This window comes from Acidobacteriota bacterium (assembly GCA_040756905.1).
GTDB lineage: Bacteria > Acidobacteriota > Aminicenantia > JBFLYD01 > JBFLYD01 > JBFLYD01.
In genome coordinates this window covers 39,315-54,873 of record JBFLYD010000054.1, presented here as the reverse complement: position 1 = coordinate 54,873, position 15,559 = coordinate 39,315, and the positions used below count along the sequence as shown (strand labels likewise).

Sequence of the window (15,559 nt, the reverse complement as noted above, 5' to 3'; positions counted from 1 at the left end):
ATGTTTCTCCTTAAAAGGCATTTTTTATATGATTTATGTAATGCTTTCGATTTTTTTGAATGATTCCTATAACATCAAATCTACATTCAGAATTTTCCATGTGATATTTTTTTAAATAACACTCAGCAATCTTTCTTATCTGATTTTGTTTGTGGATTGTCACGGATTCCTCTGGAAGCCCAAAGTTTTCATCGATTCTTGTCTTAACTTCTATAAATACAAGGATATTTTTATCCATAGCTATTAAATCTATCTCACCTCTCATAGCTTTGAATCTTCTGGATAAAATTTTATAATTCTTTTTTTCTAAAAATTTTTCTGCTATTTTTTCACCTTTTTCTCCAAGTTTTTTATTTCTATTGTTATGATTTTTCCACATCTTTTAGCGACTTATAGAATATCTCTATGGCTACATCTATGTTTTCTTCTGTTATATTTAGAGATGGGCAGAACCTTATCACATTTTCTCCTGCTCCAAGTATTAAAAGTCCCCTTTTAAAACATTGCTGAACTAACATATCCTTTTTTTGCTTAGCCTTTCTTTTTGATTTTTTATCTTCCACAAGTTCAATTCCTATCATAAGTCCAAGGCCTCTTATATCTCCCACTATTTCATAGTCCTGGCAGTATTTTTTCATCTTGGATAAGAGCAATTCGCCCATCTTTTTTGCATTTTCTATCAGCTCTTCCTGCAATAATTTGATCGTTGCCAGTGCTGCTGAAGAACTTATTGGATTGCCTCCAAAAGTTGAAGCATGAGCTCCAGAAGGCCAATTCATCAACTCTGCTCTCGATATGATGACCCCGAGAGGCATACCGGAAGCTATCCCTTTAGCAAGACACAGTATATCAGGTGTTATGTCGAAATGTTCAAAAGCAAACATTTTACCTGTTCTTCCCATTCCACTCTGGATCTCATCTATGATAAGAAGAATTTTATATTCCACGCATAGTTTCTTCAATTCAGTGAAAAATTTTTTTGGAGGAATTATGTATCCTCCTTCTCCTTGAATTGGTTCAACAATTATTGCTGCTATATCATCAGGAGACGCAAGCTTTTCGAAAATGTATTCTTTTATAAAATTTACACATTCAGTCTCGCATGTATTTTCTTCCTTTCCAAAAACACATCTATAGCAATAAGCATAGGGAGTATGGTAAACTTCAGAAAGAAAGGGACCCATTCCTTTTCTCTGAATGGATTTTGATGCAGTTAAAGATAGAGAGCCCATGGTTCTTCCGTGAAATGATCCATAAAAAGCGATAAATCCATGTTTTTTTGTATGATGCCTCGAAAGTTTTATCGCAGCCTCTACAGCTTCTGTTCCAGAGTTTCCAAAGAAGACTTTTTTCTCTCCTGGAATTGGGACGATTTCTGAAAGTTTTTTTGCTAAATAAACTTGTGGCTCGTAGTAAAAATCTGTTCCAGACATATGGATGAATTTTTCTGCTTGTTCTTTAATAACTTTTACAATTTCTGGATGGGTGTGGCCGCTTGAATTTACTGCAATCCCTGCAGAGAAATCAAGAAATATGTTTCCATCCAGGTCTTCAACGAGCACTCCATTTGCTCTTTTTATTGTGAGGGGGTAATATCTCGTATAAGAGGATGAAACATACTTATTATCTAAGTCTATTAATTTTCGGCTTTTTGGACCGGGTAACTCAGTTAAAATATTTGGATATTTCATAAATATAAATCCTCCTTTTTTATTATTTTCCAGCGAACTCCATCCTTTGCATCCTCAAGAATTATCCCCATTGAAAAAAGCTCATCTCTTATTGCATCTGCTTTTTCAAAGTCTTTTTTCTTTCGAGCTTCCTCTCTTTCTTTTATTTTTGAAATGATATGTTCTGGGAGCTCGTGGATGGACTTCTCTGGTAATATTCCTAAGACATTATTAATACTGGATAAGAAATTTTTAATGTTTTTTTTGTCTTCTTCGAAAAGGTGATTGAAATTTATAAACTTATAAATCTCTGTTATGGATTCAAAAATTGCAGTTAATGCAATCGAGATGTTTAGGTCATCGTTTAATCCTTTTTCAAATTTATTCTTGGCTTTATTTATAATTTCCTTTATCTCAGGATTTTCCCCTTCTGGAAATTTTTTTGTGTCTATTTCATATAAAAAGTCTTTTATTCTCTTTAGAGAAGCGTTTGCCTGATTTAAGCTTTCAAATGTAAAGTTTAATACATTTCTGTAGTGAGTTGAGATAAGAAGAAATCTGATATCCATTGGGTCAAATCCCATTGAAAGTAGGTCACGCAATGTGTAGAAATTTCCCTTGGATTTTGACATCTTTTCACCATTGACTATCAGGTGAGAGCAGTGAAGCCAGAAATTGACAAATTTCTTTCCAGAAAAAGATTCTGATTGGGCTATTTCGTTTTCATGATGGGGAAAAATCAAATCATTTCCTCCTGCATGAACATCAAATGTCTCTCCTAAATACTTCATACTCATTGCTGAGCACTCAATGTGCCATCCAGGTCTTCCAGCACCTATCTCTGTGTCCCAGTAAGGCTCATTCTCTTTTTTTAATTTCCATAGTGCAAAATCAGCCACATTTTCTTTTCCATATTCATCAGAATCAGCTAACCGCGATGTTTTAGAATCAGCTATGGGAATTTGAGAGAGTTCGCCGTATTTTGGAAATGAGGAAATTCTGAAATAAACTGAACCATCTTTTTTATAGGCAAAACCTTTATCGAGAAGAACTTTGATGATTTTTATCATTTCATCGAGGTGTTCAGTAGCCCTGGGCATAAAATCAGGCTCCTGAATATTTAAAATCTTTATATCTTTGAGAAATGCTTCAATATATTTATCTGTAAATTGGTGTAAAGGCAAGTTATTATCTCTTGCTCCAGCAATTGTTTTATCATCCACATCAGTTATGTTCATAACATGGATAACCTTATAACCCAGATATTTGAGGTATCTTTTTAAAAGGTCGCCAAATATATAACTTCTAAAATTCCCTATGTGAGCAAAATCATAAACAGTGGGGCCACATGTGTATAATCTAACAACCCATTTTTCGATTGGGTAGAATGTTTCCTTTTTTCGAGAGAGAGTATTATAAAGCTTTAACATAAATGAAATTTTATAAGATATGCCTTTATTTTTCAATCACTACCTCAATCTTGACAAATAGGTTAGCAAAATAGAATATATTCTTCTTTTAGAGGAGGAATTATGAATTACTCTGATTTCAGGTCTGATACAGTTACAAAGCCCACGGAAAAAATGAGGAGAGCGATGGCTGAAGCTGAGGTAGGAGATGATGTCCTTGGGGATGATCCCACTGTTAAAAAATTAGAAGAAATTGCCGCAGCAAAGGTTGGAAAAGAGGCAGCTTTATTCGTTCCCTCAGGAACTATGGGAAATAGCATTGCTATAAAAGTGTGGACAAATGAGGGAGATGAAATAATTCTGGAAGAGAGAAGTCACATTTACAATATGGAATTGGCACATTTATCTTTTATTTCCAGGGTTCTTCCAAGGCCTCTTATATCAAAAAAAGGAGAAATGGATTATTCTTTAGTAGAGAAAAACATAAGGTCTCGAACTTTAAGAAATTCCGGCACGTCTTTGATTTGTCTGGAAAATACCCATAATTACTGGGGAGGTTCTGTTTTATCCGTGGAAAATTTAAAGCAAATGAGAAAGCTTGCTGATAAGTATAGTATAAAGGTTCATCTTGATGGAGCGAGAATCTTTAATGCATCTGTATCGAGAAAGATATCTGTATTAGAGTGGACAAGATATGCTGACTCCGTCATGTTTTGTCTCTCCAAAGGTCTGTCAGCTCCAATTGGTTCAATATTAGCAGGACCCCGGGAATTCATAAATGAAGCCCGGAGAGTAAGAAAAATTCTTGGAGGAGGAATGAGGCAGGTTGGAGTAATTGCAGCAGCTGGAGTAATAGCAGTTGAGGAAATGGTTGATCGTCTTGAAGAGGATCATTTTTTGGCGAAAAAATTGGCAGAAGAATTATCCCATATAAAATCGATTGAGATTGATCCTGAGGAGGTCAAAACAAATATAATAATTTTTAAGATTAAAAATAAAACTATAAATGCTCCTCGATTTGTTGAATTATTGAAAGAAAGAGGAGTGCTTGCTCTGAATATTTCAAAAGAAGAAGTTAGATTTGTTACTCATAAAGATGTAACCATCGAAGATGTCAATAAAGCTATAAGTGCAATTTATGATATTTTAGCTTAAGTTTACCCTTTGCTAATCCTGATGCCAGCATATCCAACTACCTGATCAAAGTCTCCTGAGACTTCGCCAGATGTAGCATATTTAACTAATTCAGCAAAATTCGCTCCAAGCTCAATTGAAGTTGATAGTGCAACAGTGACAGGAGCAATTCCACACATGGAAATATTTTCTTTTTTTACAGTTTCATACAGTCCCTTAGGGTCAAGATTGATAATTTTTTCTACTGCCATATGATCTTTTTTTTCAGCTATCTTCTGGGTTACATAATGGCTCATATCAGTTGAGGCAATTATCAATGATTCCCTGTTGAATAGTTTTATTGCTTTTGCTAAATTTTTACCAAATTCATTAAGTTTTTCATATGAGTTCATCTGGATGCAGATAGGAACGATTGAAAAATCGGTTTTGAAATATTGAATAAATGGGAGTTGAACCTCAATTGAATGTTCCCATTTGTGAGCAACAATATCATCTTCTGCGAACTCACAATTCTTCATAATTAGTTCAGAAAGCTCTCTATTTATCTGTATCTGTCCCAAAGGGGTTTCCCATATCCCATCAGTCATAACTGAAAAAAAACTTCCAAAACCAGTATGATTGGGTCCCAGGATAACAAAACAATCTGGAAGATAGGATGTGGAGAAAACTTCTGCTGCAACTTTTCCTGAATAAATGTATCCAGCGTGGGGGGAAATAATGCAAATAGATTTTTTCTTTTCTTTATCCGATGTTACCATGTTTGAAATCATGCTGATTAAACTCTTTTTCTGGCCAGGATAAAACTGACCTGCGACTGCTGCATTTCTTTTCATATTTTTTCCTCTTGTCTTTTATTAATACTATTTCAAAAAAATTTCAACCTTTATTAATTTTAAAGAGGTCTGTTGGTGTATTGACATAAAGCAATCAATAGAAGAAAATATTGAATATGAGAGTAAGGATAAAGGCTTTTGGAATTTTGAGAAAATATATTCCGAGTGAAAGAAATGTCTTTGAACTGGAGATAGAATCAAATCACTCGGTTCTTGATATTGTAACGAATTTAAAAATACCAAAAGATTACATTCATGCAATTACTTCCCAGAATCACAATAAGACAGTCGATTTTTCATACATTCCTCAAGATGGTGATGAAATAGTTTTAATTCCTGTTATGGGAGGGGGGTAAGAGTTTTCAGACTGAATTTTTTCCCTGGCCCTCATGATGAGTATTTTGTATTTTTAATTATTTTAGAAACTATTATTTTTTGTTCTTAATACTATTAAATAAATCATATGCTTCATTCACAGAACTATTGTTGTGAACTATATGACGGATAGCTTGAATCATTGCAACAGGATAATCAGATTGCCATATGTTTCTTCCCATATCCACGCCAACAGCTCCTCTCTTAATTGCATCATAGGTTAGCTGGAGTGCATCGAGTTCTGTTTCTAATTTAGGTCCGCCTGCAATGACTATCGGTACAGGGCACCCATGCACAACCTTTTCGAATTCATTGCAATAGTAAGTTTTTACCATATGGGCACCCAGTTCAGCAGCAATTCGACAGCATAAAGAGAGAAATCTTACATCCCTTTTTTCTAATTCTTTTCCAACTGCTGTAACTGCAAGAACTGGCATCCCATATTCTTCACCCTCATTAATTAGATTTGAAAGATTCAGGAGTGTTTGATGCTCAAACTCAGTGCCTACAAAGATAGAGGCAGCCACAGCAGCCACATTAAGCTTGATTGCTTCTTTAATTGTTGTAGTAATTCCTTCATTAGCCAGTGAGTTACCTATGATACTTGTTCCTCCTGAAACTCTGAGGACAATGGGTGTAGAAGTTTCAGGATCAATAGAATTGCGAAGCACACCCCTTGTGAGCATTATTGAGTCTGCATAAGGAAGAAGGGGCTCGATGGTTTTTCTTGGTTCTTCCAGTTTAGTTATTGGTCCTAAAAAGTATCCATGATCCACTGCCAGCATAACTGTGCGGCCGGTATCAGGTTTTATTATTCTTGATAATCGATTTTTCATTCCCCAATCCATTTTATCTCTCCTTTAATATTTTGATTAAATTCCGAGCAGGAATGGTGGCGGAGAAAACCGTCACGAATGCGGGGCGGGCATGGTTTCTCCTGAGTTTACTCAGGAGAAGAGCGAAGCATGAGTGCCGAGCTGGATTTTCCTCGCTGGGGAAAATACAGCGTGTTTTCGGAGTCACCTTTACTGCTCGGATCTTAATTTCTTCTTTTTTCTGATTTTCCATTTATTTAATATTATGGTTCAATTATCACTTTGATTGAATTTTTTGCTTCAGAGACAAGTTTAAATCCAAGGGCTGTTTCCTCCAGACTCAATCTATGTGTAATCATGTCATTAACTTTGATTCTGCGACTGTGAATTAACTCCAATGCAGTTATATGATCTGCAGGACTTCCTGCATAAGAGGTGGTAAGAGTAATGTCATTTCTCCAGAATACATCATTTATTGAAAGAGGTATGGTTACTCCAGGATCAGTGGGTGCGAAAAAGAGTATGGTTCCTCCCCTTTCAACAGAATTTAATGCTTGTGTAAAAGCATTGGTTGCACCGGTTGAAACAATGACTAAATCAGCTAATCTTCCGCCGTTAATGTTTCTCAAATAAGCAGGTGAATACTCGTTGGCATTTATTACAAAATCCGCTCCAAAATTTTTAGCTGCATCAAGCCTGTAAGGAATAATATCTGTTGCAATTATTCGGGCTGCACCGAATGCATGGGTAAGTTTCACGAAAAGAAGGCCTGATATCCCAGAACCAAACACAAGAATACTTTTTCCAGGTTGAAAATTTGCAATTTTCAATCCCCTCAACACACATGCGAGTGGCTCGGCAAAGGTTGCTTCTTCAAAGGATACTTCACCTGGAATTAGATACACTCCATGATTTACATTAATCGATGGTATTCGAACATAATCGGCAAAACCTCCAGGGTAAAAGTTTGTTTGTCTCAGAGTATCGCATACTGTATGATGGCCATTTAAGCAATAATAGCATGTGTAGCAAGGAACATGATGGGAAGCTGAAATGCGGTCATTTTCCTTAAAATTTTTTACTCCCTCTCCCACTGCGGCAATTTCTCCTGAAATCTCATGACCGAGCACTAATGGAGCTTTTTTTATGCGATACCATTCCATCACATCACTTCCACATATTCCACTGGCTTTTACCCGAACCAGCAATTCTCCGGGACCGATCTCAGGTATTGGCATTTCTTCAATTCTTACATCATTGTTGTTATAGTACATCGCCACACGCATAGAATCTCTCCTCAGGAATTAGAGTTCTAATTCTTCCGATATTCCCTGCATGGCATTTAAGCAGATCTGGATGAATTCATTCAGAGAGAGACCCAGGTTTTCACATTGCTTGATTATCTCTCGATTGGCTCCTGCAGCAAATCTTTTTTCCTTAAAGCGATTGAGAATGAATTCTGTTGTAAGCTCAGAAATTTTTTTTGAAGGATGCATCAGTGTGGCTGCAACTATCAGCCCTGTGAGGGGATCAGCAGAATAAATTGCCCAATCCCTTAAAGATTTAGGCTTCTCTTTTTCAGCATGGCATCGAATAGAGTAAAGGAAATCCTCATCAAAACCTTTCTCTTTCAGGATGGCTGATCCAAGATGGGTATGCTGATCTTCTTTGTCTTTTACCAGCTCATAATCAATGTCATGCAAGAGCCCTAAAATTCCCCATGTTCCCTCATTCTCATTGAGCCTCTTCGCAAGAGCCCTCATGCATGCTTCAAGAGCAAGAGAATGTTTTATAAGATTTTTGTTTTGTAAATGTCTTTTTAAAAATTCATAAGCTTCTTTTCTTTCCAACTAAAAATCTCCTTTTTTAAGAATTTAAATAAATATATTAAAAATAAAAATAATTTTTATCAATTGATTTTATTTAAAATAGTATTCGACTGTTTTCTTTAATCCCTCCTTGAAATCAACTTTTGGTTTCCAGCCTAAAAATTTCTTTGCCAGTTCGATATTAGCCTGAGAATCTTTCACATCACCTTTTCGAGGTTCCCTGTAGATTGGATTTTCCTTAAAGCCTGTTATCTCTTTTAAATTTTGAAATAAATCATTCACAGAATATCTATTTCCACAGCCAATGTTGAAGATTATTTCTTCAGGATTACTGACATTTATAGATTTTTCTATGGCTTCGTTTACATTTTCAATGTAAGTGAAATCCCTTGTTTGAGATCCATCTCCAAAAATTTCAGGTTTTTCATTTTTTCTAATTTTATTTATAAATATTGAGATGACTCCTGAATATGGAGAGAGGGGATCCTGTTTTGGGCCGAATATATTAAAAAATCTTAAAATTATCACATCTAAATTATAAATTTTTTTAAAGACTTTACAATAATATTCACCTGTTACCTTTGATATGGCATAAGGAGAAAGGGGGTTTGGCATAAAAGATTCTTTTTTGGGAAGTTCGGGTGTGTCTCCGTAAATAGATGAAGAGGAAGCAAAAATAATTTTTGAAACTTTGGTTTCTCTTGCTGCCACCAATAAGTTCAATGTCCCTTCTACATTTGCCTTGTTAGTTAGTAAAGGGTCCTTTACTGACCTTTCTACTGAGGGAATTGCAGCTAAATGGACCACACATTCTATATTTTTCAGGGACTTTTTAAGGTCTTTTGGGTTTGTTAAATCTCCTTTTTGAAATTCGGCTGAGTTCAGAAAATCTTTAATGTTTTCAATCTTTCCTGTGCTTAAATTATCAAGTATTCTTATATCATAGTTTTTTTTAAGAAGATATTCAGCTAAATTTGAACCTATGAAACCTGCTCCACCAGTTACAAGAATTTTTTCCATTTCTCTTCTCATTTATATCATCTATGTTTATAACAATTTTTATCCCAGAGAAGATTCCTTCTTAATTCTTCTTTTTTACTGTTAATTATAGAATAAGAAATTTCTGTTTCCTTTATTTTTTGTTCTTCCTTTACCTTAATTTTTATTATATATTCCCCTTCTTCTTTTGGTATCCAGTTAATCTTTGATTCAGTAATTTCATCGGTTTCCAGGAATTTTTTCCCATTTTTGAAAATAGTAAATTTGTAAACAGGTTTAATAAAGCCCACTGTTTCAGCAGAAATGGAAATTAATTCTCCTATGTCCTGAGGAGGAGCTTTATCAGGTTTTAGGGAAACTGAACGGAGTTTCTGAAGCAATAATATCTTTCCAGTCCCTCCCTCATTCTTTGCAACTATAATGAATGGGTCTATCCAGAGCGGGTTTGAGACATTTTCAATACCTGTAGAGAATTCCCCTGATAAGTTTCCAGTGAATTTATTAAAACATAAAACATTTCCTTTCTGAGTGGATATAATAATAAAATTTTCTAAATCATCTAAAAAGGAATATGTTCTTGCAGGAAGTTTTTTCCACCATATGAGATTACCTCCGGACTTTTTTACACAGTAGAGAAATTTATCCATGGAAACAAAGTACACATATTTTTTATCGATTAAAGGCTTTAATTTTATATCTCCCCCTGTTCTTACCCTCCATTTTATAGAACCATTTTTCTTTCTTATCGAATAAAAATAATCATCATTAGACCCAAAATAAATATTGTTTCTGTCAAAAGCAGGCTCGCCTTCGATTCTTTCAGAAAATTTAATTTTCCAGCTATTTTTTCCAGTATTCTTGGAAATAGAATAAAAAGAATTGTCTTCCCCAGAAAGATAAATATTATTACTGTTTAGAAATGGGCCGGAAACCCCTCGAGAGAGAATTTTAGTGGACCATATTCTTTTATTTTTACTAAGATCAAAGCATAAAATCTCATTTTTTTCAGTCAATGCAAACATCAAATTTTGATCCACATCAAATCTTACAATTTTATTTATCTCGATATTTTTAATCTGAACGATTTTTCCTGAATCTTTATCCAGTTTATATACGATGTTTCGATGATCGATGAGATAGATAAAATTTTTATCGAATGAAAGCTTTGATAAAAATTTAAAAGGAAGGTGAAATTTCCAATCTATTTTTCCATTTAAAGGATTCAGACAATAAACATCTTCATCTCCGCTGAAAAAAATTATTTTTGAATTCATTTTTATCAAATTGTCTTTTATTGAAGCATTCAATTCAATTTCACTGGAAACATCAAGAGGAAATGGGGAGAAGATTTTATTCTCGTTTACATTGTTAATATTTAAAAGGGAACAGGAGATGGGGGTTAGAAAAATGGGAAAAAATACTATTTTAAGTCTCATTTTCTGGATATTAACATTTAGGAACCTTTATTTCAAGGATATAAATATAAAAAGAGAGAATAAGAGTCTAAGATATAGGAATTATTCTCAGTGACTTCGCAGATTTTAAAATGCTCGTAGATATATCGCTCAGGAAATAGTTGACCACACTTTCCTATTTATCTCCATAAGGAAAGAAAGGGTAATTTGATTTTTTGCACTGTTATATCTATAATAAATTAATATGATCCTTAATTCCCCTGATAGCTTGAAGCTGGCTCTATTAAAAGCAAAAGAGAAAATAAAAAGAGGGATTGAAAATTTATTCGAGCCGGAAAAAGATATCGAGAAAAAATTAGAAGAATTTGAGGAACTTTTATTATTATCGGATTTCGGGCCTTCATTTTCAAGGAAATTAATAAACAAAATAAGAGAAAGAATAAAATTTAGAGAGATTACTGATGAAGATATAAGGAATTTGTTAAGAGATGAGATTTTAAAAATATTTAAAGATGCCGAAATGAAATTCGAGCTCAACAGGAAAATGGCAATTCTTGTGGTGGGTGTTAATGGTGGTGGAAAAACTACAACATGTGCAAAGCTTGCAAAATATTTTAAGCAAAAAGGGAAAGAAGTTTTAATGGCTGCTATAGATACCTTCAGAGCAGCTGGAGCAGATCAGCTTGTTTTATGGGGGGAGAGATTGGCGATTCCAGTCCTGAAAGGAAAAGCTGGAAGTGATCCTGGAGCCGTTACTTATGATGCAGTTCAACTTTTCAAGTCAAAAAATTATGAGATTCTCATTCTTGATACAGCTGGAAGGATTCATGTAAAGGAAAATTTAATGAGAGAGTTGCAAAAAATAAGAAAGATATTAGTGAAAGAGGGAAATGGATTTTTTAATGAATCATTTCTTGTACTGGATGCAAATGTAGGGCAGAATTTATTAAGTCAGGCAAAAGAATTCTTTAATTATGTTCAGATTACAGGAATAGTCCTGACAAAGATGGATGGAACAGCTAAAGGAGGAGGAGTTGTACTTGTTTCAGAGGAATTTAAGATTCCGATAATATTTCTGGGAGTTGGAGAAACAGAATACGACCTTCTTGAATTCTCCCCTGAAAGTTATGTTAATTCTATTTTAGGAAATGAATGAAGCATCCTTGATGAAACTTGCCTTATCACTTGCCGAGAAAGGAAGAGGATATGTGTCACCAAATCCGATGGTGGGAGCTGTGATTTATAAAAAAGGAAAAGTAATATCTGCTTCATATCATGAAAGAGCAGGGGAGTCCCATGCGGAAGCAAAAGCAATAGAGAAAGCCGGGAATGATGCAAAAGATTCAACATTATTTATAAATCTTGAACCATGTGTTCATTGGGGTAAGACTCCTCCATGTGTTGATAAAATTGTTAATGCCAAGATAAAAAAAGTCTTTATTTCAACCCCTGATCAGAATCCCCTTGTAAAAGGAGAGGGAATAGAAAGACTTAAAAATGAAGGAATTGATGTTTTTGTTGGCCTTTTTAAAAGAGAATCGATTGAACTAAATGAAGTATTTTTTAAGTTTATAACAAAAAAAATTCCTTTTATTACAGTGAAGGCTGCAATAAGTGTTGATGGAAAAATGGCTACTTCTTCAGGTGAATCGAAATGGATTGGAAATGAGCTATCGAGAAATTATGCTCATCTTTTGAGGGGGGAGTATGATGCCATAATGGTAGGGATTGGGACTATCCTTAAGGACAATCCTCTTCTAACTATAAGACATAAAACTTGGGAGGATAAGAAAATTGTTAGGATTATACTTGATTCAAATTTGAGGATAAACCCTGATTTTAAGATTTTTTCAACCTTAGGCAGAGGGAAATTAATCATATTCACAAAAAAATTTAATGAAGAAAAAAGAATAGAGATTTTTAAACAGAATAATGTTGAAATTATTGGAGTTAACGAAAAAAATGGCAAATTAGACCTTAACGAAATATTCAGAAAAATAGCAGAAAAAGACATTACATCTGTATTGATAGAAGGAGGTTCATCATTAATCTCTTCTGTAATGAAGGAAAGAATTGCTGATAGACTTATTCTTTTTGTATCACCAAGACTGATAGGAGGAATAAATGCTCCCTCTCTTTTTGGAAATGTTGGATATAAAGATTTAAAAGAAGCTTTGAGTTTAAAAAAAGTTACCAGTTTTAGCCTGAATTGTGATACAGTATTTATTGGATATTTTAATTAAAATGAACTAAATGACATGTTTACAGGAATAATCGAAGAGGTAGGGAAAGTTGAAGAAATTGTAAGATCAAAAGGGAAATACATTTCCATCAGGACTTCTGAAATAGTAGGTAAAGTTGAGATAGGAGATAGCGTTTCAGTTAATGGAGTGTGTTTAACCCTTAAAGACAAAAAAAATGATAGAATTATTTTTGACCTTTCCGAGGAGACATTAAAGAGAACGAATTTCTCATTTTTGAGAGAGGGAAACCCGATAAACCTTGAAAGAAGTATAACTTTAAGCTCTCCTCTTGGAGGACATATAATCTTAGGCCATTGTGATGGGTTTGAAAGAGTTTTGTTCAGTAGATCCACAGAAAACGGGAAAAGAATTAGAATTACTCTATCAAAGGAATTAAGAAAGTGGGCAGTTACAAAAGGTTCTATTGCTGTTAATGGGGTGAGTCTTACGATTGCTGATTTAAGTTCAAATTTTTTTGAGGTAGAGATAATCCCTGTTACTATTAAGAAAACAAACCTGGGCTTTTTAAAAGCAGGAGATTTAGTAAATCTTGAAATGGATGTACTGGGAAAATATATATGGAATTTTATGTCTTATAAGAAAAATTCAGATACTAAAAAGAATAAATTATATTATTTAATATAGAGGAGGGAAATCTTATGGGAATAATTTCAGTAGAAGAAGCCATAGAGGAAATAAAAAAAGGAAAGATGATAATAATCGTGGATGATGAGGATAGAGAAAATGAAGGAGATTTAATGATTGCTTCAGAAAAGGTTACCCCGGAAGCAATAAATTTTATGGCGAAGCATGGAAGGGGACTTATCTGCCTTGCAATGACTGATAAAAGGTTTGAAGAGTTACGGATACCCCTTATGGTCCATGAAAACACAGCTCCATTTGGTACGGCATTTGGAGTTTCATTTGATGCAAAATATGGAGTTACTACTGGAATTTCTGCTCATGATCGGGCAAAGACTGTATTGGCAGCTATTTCGCTGGAGACAAAACCTGATGATCTTGTAAAACCAGGACATATATTTCCTCTTAAAGCAAAAAAAGGGGGGGTACTGGAAAGAGCAGGCCAGACAGAAGCAGCCATTGACCTTACAAAGATAGCTGGCCTGTATCCCGCAGGTGTAATATGCGAAGTGATGAAAGAGGATGGAACGATGGCAAGAATGCCAGATTTAGAAAAATTTTCTGAGAAGTTTGGAATAAAAATATTAACCATTGAGGATTTGATAAAGTATAGATTGAGAAATGAGATATTTGTTAAAAAAATAGCAGAATCCCCTCTTCCTACCAAATATGGGGATTTTAAAATTCATGTATTTGAAGATACTATTCATAAGGAAACACATTTAGCCCTTGTGGCTGGAAATATTGAGGGAGAAGAAGCTGTGCTTGTGAGAGCTCATTCTCAATGCGTAACTGGAGATGCATTTGGATCTTTAAGATGTGACTGTGGAGAGCAATTGCACAAATCTATGGAAATGATATCTAAAGAAGGCTCAGGCGTGATTCTTTATATGTTAAACCACGAGGGAAGAGGCATAGGTATTGTAAATAAAATCAAAGCATATTCATTACAGGATCGGGGTGACGATACGGTTGAAGCGAATGTTAAACTGGGATTTAAACCAGATCAGAGAGATTATGGAATTGGAGCTCAGATTTTAATGGTACTGGACGTAAAAAAGATGAAACTTCTGACTAACAATCCGAGGAAATTTGTTGGCTTAGAAGCTTATGGTTTAAAAATAGTAGAGAGAATCCCCATAGAAATTCCTCCGAATGAAAAAAATGAAAGATATTTGAAGACTAAAAAGGAAAAATTAGGTCATATTTTAGAAATGGTTAAATAAGAATCAAATGGATTTCCCTGAAAAACTTAGCCTTGAAGAAAAGATAAAATTATTGAAGAATGAAAATTTCCCCTCGTATGAGAATAGAAAAGAAATATTAATCAAGTTAGCAAAAGATGAATCTGCTTCAGTAAGAGCTTTAGCTATTAAACTTCTAAGTAAATTTAATTACAGAGAAGAAAATTTGTTCAGGGATGCGTTATCAGACCCGAATCCCGTAGTGAAAAAGTCAGCTTCAAGAGCAATTAAGAACATAGAAGATTATGAAAAAAAACTCAAAGATAAAAAAAATCAAATAAATGAAAGATTATCATCCTGTACTGCAAGTGAAAGATACGATATTCTAAAGGAAATAGAAAATATAGAAGAAAACTGGGTAAACGATGTTTATGTTGAATATTTAGCAGACCCGAGTTTAAGAATAAGAAACTTTATTATAGATTTAATAGTAAAAAAGAAAAACTTTCCTGTTCATGTTTATATGGAAAAGCTGAATCATCCGTTGTGGTACGTAAGAAGTTCGGTTTTAAAGATATTGGGGCTGAAAAAGATTTCATTTCAAAAGGAAATAATGTTAAAACTTCTAAATGATACAAATGTAGAAGTAAGGAGAGTGCTTGCTGAGACGCTGGGAAGAATTGGAGGAGAGAATTCATTAGATGTACTGACAAAGATGTTGAATGATCCAAACCCATGGGTTAAAAGCCAGGTAAGAAAATCTCTTTCTGAGTTGAAATCTGAAAAAGATTCTTCCTGAAGTATTCTTGACAGAGAATTTTTTTTCTTCTAAATTTAAATTTAAGCGGGCATAACTCAGTGGTAGAGTGCAAGCTTCCCAAGCTTGAAGTCGCGGGTTCAAATCCCGTTGCCCGCTTACCTAAGATATCAATGGATAGAACGAATTTTGAATTATTAAAAAAACATCCCACCCGCGACAGGGGATTATAAGGGGAGAATCCCCTTATGTTT

Annotated in this window: 16 protein-coding genes and 1 tRNA gene; 8 read left to right on the top strand and 9 right to left on the bottom strand. The window is 34.3% G+C overall.

What is annotated here, in order from left to right:
• Positions 1-10: 10 nt before the first annotated feature.
• From AB1410_09350 to cysS, 3 genes are read right to left on the bottom strand one after another with little or no spacing between them, the layout of a single operon-like run.
• Positions 11-379: a YraN family protein gene (locus AB1410_09350; GenBank protein ID MEW6456899.1), complete on the bottom strand. Its 369-nt coding sequence runs from the start codon at positions 377-379 to the stop codon at positions 11-13.
• Positions 363-1,691: an acetyl ornithine aminotransferase family protein gene (locus AB1410_09345; GenBank protein ID MEW6456898.1), complete on the bottom strand. Its 1,329-nt coding sequence runs from the start codon at positions 1,689-1,691 to the stop codon at positions 363-365. The genes AB1410_09350 and AB1410_09345 overlap by 17 nt, the downstream gene beginning before the upstream one ends.
• Complete coding sequence (gene cysS, locus AB1410_09340; GenBank protein MEW6456897.1) at positions 1,688-3,136, bottom strand: cysteine--tRNA ligase; 1,449 nt, start codon at positions 3,134-3,136, stop codon at positions 1,688-1,690. The genes AB1410_09345 and cysS overlap by 4 nt, the downstream gene beginning before the upstream one ends.
• A 66-nt stretch (positions 3,137-3,202) precedes the next feature.
• Between cysS and AB1410_09335 the strand changes: the two genes are divergently transcribed.
• Positions 3,203-4,234, top strand: a complete 1,032-nt coding sequence (locus tag AB1410_09335) for a GntG family PLP-dependent aldolase (GenBank protein ID MEW6456896.1) — start codon at positions 3,203-3,205, stop codon at positions 4,232-4,234.
• A gap of 2 nt (positions 4,235-4,236) precedes the next feature.
• Here AB1410_09335 and amrB read toward each other — a convergent pair whose 3' ends face one another.
• Positions 4,237-5,046 (bottom strand): AmmeMemoRadiSam system protein B, encoded by an 810-nt coding sequence (amrB, locus tag AB1410_09330; protein ID MEW6456895.1) that lies wholly within the window; start codon positions 5,044-5,046, stop codon positions 4,237-4,239.
• Between the two features lie 116 nt (positions 5,047-5,162).
• Here amrB and AB1410_09325 point away from each other — a divergent pair, with 116 nt between their 5' ends.
• Positions 5,163-5,402, top strand: a complete 240-nt coding sequence (locus AB1410_09325; GenBank protein ID MEW6456894.1) for a hypothetical protein — start codon at positions 5,163-5,165, stop codon at positions 5,400-5,402.
• Between the two features lie 72 nt (positions 5,403-5,474).
• Here AB1410_09325 and lsrF read toward each other — a convergent pair whose 3' ends face one another.
• The 5 genes from lsrF to AB1410_09300 all read right to left on the bottom strand — a co-directional run bounded on the left by lsrF (position 5,475) and on the right by AB1410_09300 (position 10,500).
• Positions 5,475-6,269 carry a 3-hydroxy-5-phosphonooxypentane-2,4-dione thiolase gene (lsrF, locus tag AB1410_09320; protein ID MEW6456893.1) on the bottom strand — a complete coding sequence of 265 codons (795 nt, stop codon included), beginning with the start codon at positions 6,267-6,269 and terminating at the stop codon, positions 5,475-5,477.
• A 230-nt stretch (positions 6,270-6,499) separates the two neighbouring features.
• A complete protein-coding gene (locus AB1410_09315) occupies positions 6,500-7,522 on the bottom strand; it encodes a zinc-dependent dehydrogenase (GenBank protein MEW6456892.1) in 1,023 nt (340 codons plus the stop codon).
• Positions 7,523-7,540: 18 nt separating this feature from the next.
• Positions 7,541-8,086 carry an HD domain-containing protein gene (locus tag AB1410_09310; protein ID MEW6456891.1) on the bottom strand — a complete coding sequence of 182 codons (546 nt, stop codon included), beginning with the start codon at positions 8,084-8,086 and terminating at the stop codon, positions 7,541-7,543.
• Positions 8,087-8,155: 69 nt separating this feature from the next.
• Positions 8,156-9,085 (bottom strand): SDR family oxidoreductase, encoded by a 930-nt coding sequence (locus AB1410_09305; GenBank protein ID MEW6456890.1) that lies wholly within the window; start codon positions 9,083-9,085, stop codon positions 8,156-8,158.
• A gap of 17 nt (positions 9,086-9,102) precedes the next feature.
• A complete protein-coding gene (locus AB1410_09300) occupies positions 9,103-10,500 on the bottom strand; it encodes a PQQ-binding-like beta-propeller repeat protein (GenBank protein ID MEW6456889.1) in 1,398 nt (465 codons plus the stop codon).
• Positions 10,501-10,723: 223 nt separating this feature from the next.
• Here AB1410_09300 and ftsY point away from each other — a divergent pair, with 223 nt between their 5' ends.
• From ftsY to AB1410_09270, 6 genes are all read left to right on the top strand, one after another.
• A complete protein-coding gene (ftsY, locus tag AB1410_09295; GenBank protein ID MEW6456888.1) occupies positions 10,724-11,635 on the top strand; it encodes a signal recognition particle-docking protein FtsY in 912 nt (303 codons plus the stop codon).
• Positions 11,628-12,722 carry a bifunctional diaminohydroxyphosphoribosylaminopyrimidine deaminase/5-amino-6-(5-phosphoribosylamino)uracil reductase RibD gene (ribD, locus tag AB1410_09290; protein MEW6456887.1) on the top strand — a complete coding sequence of 365 codons (1,095 nt, stop codon included), beginning with the start codon at positions 11,628-11,630 and terminating at the stop codon, positions 12,720-12,722. The genes ftsY and ribD overlap by 8 nt, the downstream gene beginning before the upstream one ends.
• Positions 12,723-12,737: 15 nt before the next feature.
• Positions 12,738-13,367 carry a riboflavin synthase gene (locus tag AB1410_09285; protein ID MEW6456886.1) on the top strand — a complete coding sequence of 210 codons (630 nt, stop codon included), beginning with the start codon at positions 12,738-12,740 and terminating at the stop codon, positions 13,365-13,367.
• A gap of 14 nt (positions 13,368-13,381) precedes the next feature.
• Positions 13,382-14,590, top strand: coding sequence for a bifunctional 3,4-dihydroxy-2-butanone-4-phosphate synthase/GTP cyclohydrolase II (locus AB1410_09280; GenBank protein MEW6456885.1), 1,209 nt, complete (start codon positions 13,382-13,384; stop codon positions 14,588-14,590).
• Between the two features lie 7 nt (positions 14,591-14,597).
• On the top strand, positions 14,598-15,347 hold the full coding sequence (locus AB1410_09275; GenBank protein ID MEW6456884.1) for a HEAT repeat domain-containing protein: 750 nt from the start codon (positions 14,598-14,600) through the stop codon (positions 15,345-15,347).
• A gap of 45 nt (positions 15,348-15,392) precedes the next feature.
• Positions 15,393-15,464: transfer RNA gene (locus AB1410_09270), tRNA-Gly, on the top strand.
• Positions 15,465-15,559: the final 95 nt, after the last annotated feature.

Bases quoted from the DNA above. Each gene is read 5' to 3' on its own strand.
- amrB (MEW6456895.1), bottom strand. From the start codon at position 5,046: ATGAAAAGAAATGCAGCAGTCGCAGGTCAGTTTTATCCTGGCCAGAAA.
- ribD (MEW6456887.1), top strand. From the start codon at position 11,628: ATGAATGAAGCATCCTTGATGAAACTTGCCTTATCACTTGCCGAGAAA.
- ftsY (MEW6456888.1), top strand. From the start codon at position 10,724: ATGATCCTTAATTCCCCTGATAGCTTGAAGCTGGCTCTATTAAAAGCA.
- AB1410_09345 (MEW6456898.1), bottom strand. From the start codon at position 1,691: ATGAAATATCCAAATATTTTAACTGAGTTACCCGGTCCAAAAAGCCGA.
- AB1410_09350 (MEW6456899.1), bottom strand. From the start codon at position 379: ATGTGGAAAAATCATAACAATAGAAATAAAAAACTTGGAGAAAAAGGT.
- AB1410_09280 (MEW6456885.1), top strand. From the start codon at position 13,382: ATGGGAATAATTTCAGTAGAAGAAGCCATAGAGGAAATAAAAAAAGGA.
- AB1410_09335 (MEW6456896.1), top strand. From the start codon at position 3,203: ATGAATTACTCTGATTTCAGGTCTGATACAGTTACAAAGCCCACGGAA.
- lsrF (MEW6456893.1), bottom strand. From the start codon at position 6,269: ATGGATTGGGGAATGAAAAATCGATTATCAAGAATAATAAAACCTGAT.
- AB1410_09275 (MEW6456884.1), top strand. From the start codon at position 14,598: ATGGATTTCCCTGAAAAACTTAGCCTTGAAGAAAAGATAAAATTATTG.
- AB1410_09285 (MEW6456886.1), top strand. From the start codon at position 12,738: ATGTTTACAGGAATAATCGAAGAGGTAGGGAAAGTTGAAGAAATTGTA.
- AB1410_09315 (MEW6456892.1), bottom strand. From the start codon at position 7,522: ATGCGTGTGGCGATGTACTATAACAACAATGATGTAAGAATTGAAGAA.
- AB1410_09325 (MEW6456894.1), top strand. From the start codon at position 5,163: ATGAGAGTAAGGATAAAGGCTTTTGGAATTTTGAGAAAATATATTCCG.
- AB1410_09305 (MEW6456890.1), bottom strand. From the start codon at position 9,085: ATGGAAAAAATTCTTGTAACTGGTGGAGCAGGTTTCATAGGTTCAAAT.
- AB1410_09300 (MEW6456889.1), bottom strand. From the start codon at position 10,500: ATGAGACTTAAAATAGTATTTTTTCCCATTTTTCTAACCCCCATCTCC.